Here is a 3,967-nt window from a genome sequence, read left to right as displayed (position 1 = left end):
CCTGAAGAGGAAACAGCCAGAAAAACCTGAGCTTCTCGTAGCCTAGACGGATCTGTAAACGGCATGCTTTCATAAAAAAGAATGGAAAAACAAACTCCAGAGAAAGTTATGAAGAATAGCAAAACTGCCAACCCTCTCACTACGAAATAACTGAATTTGTCAGGTTCGATTGCTATAAAAGAAGCAACCGCAACACTAACAACCATTGCAATCATCAATGAATCAATACTGCTCTCGTATAGTCCGCCTTTCATAAAGTAGAAGACCATAAACCCTGCTATAGCAAGCATTGCCGGAAGCATACGCTTAGTGAATTCTTGTTTCTTTTTCTTCTCGTATTCTTCTTTATCTAATTCATCCATTGTGAATCCTTACTAAAGCCAATATTCCGGCAGCTAACGTTTGGTTAAGGGGCTGGCTTTAGCCAGTCCCAGTGAGCGAAGCGAGCGATTTGAACCACTAGTTAGGGGCCTGTACGCTTGGTTCGGAATGTAAAGTACATGACTGCAAATGTTACTGGCCACCACGTAAAAATTAATATCAAGGCTTCTGCGATATGTACATTGCCTTGGCTGTGCTTTGTGAATATGAAGTCAGTTATCGATTGGAGTACGACGCCGCCACTCCAGAGGCGAGCCTTATGAGCAGGCCATGATAAAAAACGCCATAAATTTCCATGCTCTAAATCGTAAGAAAAGAAAGCAGCGACAAGTAACGCTATTGTTGCCAATAAGCTGAGCAGTAACAGTAAGCTGAGCCTTCTCAGTGGCATATGGCAAAGGCTCCTAACGTTTGGTTAAGGGGCGGGCTTTAGCCCGTCCCAGTGAGCGAAGCGAACGGTTTGAACCACTTGTTAGCTGCATAGAACACCGTAACTTTCAAGCGCCTCTTCAATAACATCAGGGGTAAGCTCAATGAGGGCTTGACCGAACGTTTTATCGTTCTTCATCCATAATATGAAACCAAATATGTAGCGCATCGTTTCTGGGCTTGTAGTCACGGGTATGCGCATATAAGAATATTTCAGTAGCAGTTCCATAGCTGTTAAGTAGTCTTCTAATAACCACTCCGGGACATTCGGGTTTTCACGTTGGCCTTTAGCTATTTGAATGCTACCGATATAAGCCCAAAGATCGGGCCCGTCATAAGAAACTTCGACTAATGATCGTACTAGGAAAGGGATTACTGATAACGAAGCTTCTCCTATATCTCCCTGATGGTAAAGCTCTTGCCATAAGGCATCCCACGCGGCTCTGTCATAAGGGCGATCAAGGACGCCGCTTAATATTGCGATTACATCACAAGGTATACGATAACCACCGAGTAGTTGCCGTTTTCTTAGATCGTCGAGAGTCAGCATGTGCCTGTCCTTTGCAGCTAACGCATTGCTAAGCGGCTATAAAATAGCTGGCTAAAACTAGCGAGGAACGAGCAAAAGCCAGCTGTTTTTTGTCCGTTTAAGCAATTTGTTATATTCATAGCGATGCGACGCGACTTAAACATGTTTGCATTTCAGAAAGAAGATTAGATACAACTCTCTCCTGATTTGGAAAGCTGCCTGCTTCATGCATAAATGTATTCCTCTTTTTAACAATTTCATTTTGAAACCTAACTCGTTCAGATTGAGTTAAATTTTGTAATCCACTTTTAGAATGATTAGTTAGTGAATATAAATACGATCCTAGTGCAGGAGTTTGGACGTGAAGCGCATGTATCCGTATGAATGCAGAAAGGGCTGAATCTAATGCACGCGTTGAATGTAAGACTTGTAATAAGTACTTTCTTTTATCTGGGGATACTCTATAGCACCGATAAACCTCATTAAATTCACCTAACACTAGATTACATTCATGCTCTGAAGAAATCGCGCTACCTGTTATTATTGCGTTTATTGTATCTATTCTTTTTTTTGCTGTACTCATGAAGCCCTCGTTCAAATCTGTAATTTATATATTCTGAATATCTGTCTGCACTATCGTAAGATTTGGCATGACTAAGACCTAGACCCGCGAATGCAGCCCCCCTCAGACCTTTTAATTCATCATGCGTATAGCCAGGTAAATTTTGCGATAGTATTAATTTACTTTCGTGGGTTACTTTGCTTAAAACCCCATCCTCATAAATTGAATCTATTTGAAGTGAAGAAATACATAGACGCCTTAATAGATCAAAACGTCTTTTGGAATTCACAAAGTCTGGGGTGCTAAAGTAACCATTTGATGTTTTTGAAAAATACTTGGACTCATAAGATTTACCTTTAATGGGCTTTTCATCGAATCTGCCGAACCAATTAGAATAAATCGCTTTTTCATAATTATCCGTATTTACGTCTAAAACTCTTCTTTCTTCAGGTTCATCATCTCTTAATTGCTGGATGGATAATTCATATAATAAGTTGTACTTCACATAATGCTTATCTCGACCAACAGTCGCTCTTTCAACTGAAAGGTTATTTGGGGATTCATTGAGGAGCAACAGACTTTGATTGAGGTCATTTAACTCAATAACACGATCAAAGCTAGAATAAACCTTGTCGATAACTGAACTATCATTATTTTCGTTAGCAATGAGTATGTGTTGTGTGTGAGTAGGCAATGCATACCTGCACAATGCTAGCCTAGACAAAAGATTTTTAGGGCTCTTTTTCTCGGTCGAAAGTAATTTATAATATGCTGCAATCTTGCCATTTTTAGCAACTAAGCCATCAGGCGGTGTTACTAAAACAGGGTGATCTGGTGAAGCGACAATCGCAATGTCAGAGTCTTTGTTTTTTATCAAATTTTCAAACAACTAAATCTCCCCTCATGTAAATATAACGCCTGCCACAACGGCTTGGGTGAAGTGGCAGCGTTTTTGCGTCTTTTTGCAAAAACGGTGACAGTTTACCCAAGTCCGATTGATGGCACTTGTTATGCGCCGACATTACGTGCCACCACTATATGGTTTGTAATTTTCAAACTCCCAAGACATATGCTTAGCCAATTGCTCACTTATTGAAGCCCAATCTTGACCTTGGCATTGCTCAAGAATTTTTTCGACCTCAGATACTACACCTGACCAAGAGTACTCATTAAGAACGATTGCATGTTTTGATGAGTTTTTACCGTTTAAATTATTTGGTGTAACGATATGAACCTGAAAATTATCACCACCTTCTGAGTCTGGCCCAACAGTAAAATTCATCCAGAAATCTACGTCGTGCGCATCATCAGGCACCCATTTATCAATGGGGTCGTGATCAGTGCAATCGTAGCTTACGATGATCGGTTTCATTCGTTTCCTTTGTACGCATAACGCCTTACTAAGCGGCGCGAAATAGTTGGCTAAAATGTACGAGGAACGAGTGCTAGCCAACTGTTTAGCGTCCGTTTGAGTAACTTGTTATGTATTACTTATCACGATTGCCATATGCTGCAAAAGCACCAAAGAGTAGAAGGTTGAAGCCAACTGGGTATAATCCGAAAAGAATCCACTCGCCCCAACTTGTTGGTAATATATAGCCTATTGCACCAGTAATAGAGCCTATAATTAAACACCCAATTACAATATTGTGATCATCGTTTTTCTCTTTTCTAAGTGCTCTAGGTACAAAAAAGAGAGCAAACAAGAACCAAATAATTGAGCCAGCTATTGCTTGCTTAAGTTCCTGCCCAATTTCAATATCTAAACTTGAAGCGAGATTCTTTTTAGCTGTAATTTCTACTAAACCTCGATGAATATTTTCTATAGTTTTACTTGCTAGTTCATCTTTATGATCTAACTTATTTGTTTTTTCTAATAAAGCTACAGTACGTTCATATGCAGTTAACTCGTTATTAAAAGTTTGGGATTCATAAAAAAAGAATGAAAAGCCAATAATAATTATCAAAGTAAAAAAGATAATCAATCTTCGCCATGAAAAGTCAGTAGCGAATTTTTCCATAAAATCAAAGAAAGGTTGAATCATAACCACTTACATCCTGTAATA

The 3,967-nt window shown here is 39.4% G+C and carries 5 protein-coding genes; all 5 read right to left on the bottom strand.

What is annotated here, in order from left to right:
- On the bottom strand, positions 1-362 hold a 362-nt coding region (locus Q4Q50_RS22200; RefSeq protein ID WP_311901201.1), incomplete at its 3' end, for a hypothetical protein.
- 491 nt (positions 363-853) lie between these two features.
- Positions 854-1,360, bottom strand: a complete 507-nt coding sequence (locus tag Q4Q50_RS22195; protein ID WP_311901199.1) for a hypothetical protein — start codon at positions 1,358-1,360, stop codon at positions 854-856.
- A 509-nt stretch (positions 1,361-1,869) separates the two neighbouring features.
- Positions 1,870-2,790 carry a hypothetical protein gene (locus Q4Q50_RS22190; RefSeq protein ID WP_311901198.1) on the bottom strand — a complete coding sequence of 307 codons (921 nt, stop codon included), beginning with the start codon at positions 2,788-2,790 and terminating at the stop codon, positions 1,870-1,872.
- Positions 2,791-2,922: 132 nt separating this feature from the next.
- On the bottom strand, positions 2,923-3,273 hold the full coding sequence (locus Q4Q50_RS22185) for an Imm8 family immunity protein (protein WP_311901196.1): 351 nt from the start codon (positions 3,271-3,273) through the stop codon (positions 2,923-2,925).
- Between the two features lie 115 nt (positions 3,274-3,388).
- The gene (locus Q4Q50_RS22180; protein ID WP_311901194.1) at positions 3,389-3,946 is read right to left on the bottom strand and encodes a hypothetical protein; all 558 of its coding nucleotides are present in this window, start codon (positions 3,944-3,946) and stop codon (positions 3,389-3,391) included.
- Positions 3,947-3,967 lie beyond the last annotated feature (21 nt).

Source organism: Shewanella scandinavica (assembly GCF_031932065.1).
Taxonomy (GTDB): Bacteria; Pseudomonadota; Gammaproteobacteria; order Enterobacterales; family Shewanellaceae; genus Shewanella; species Shewanella baltica.
Note: the sequence above shows the minus strand (reverse complement) of the source record. Positions and strands in the feature narration are given on the sequence as shown.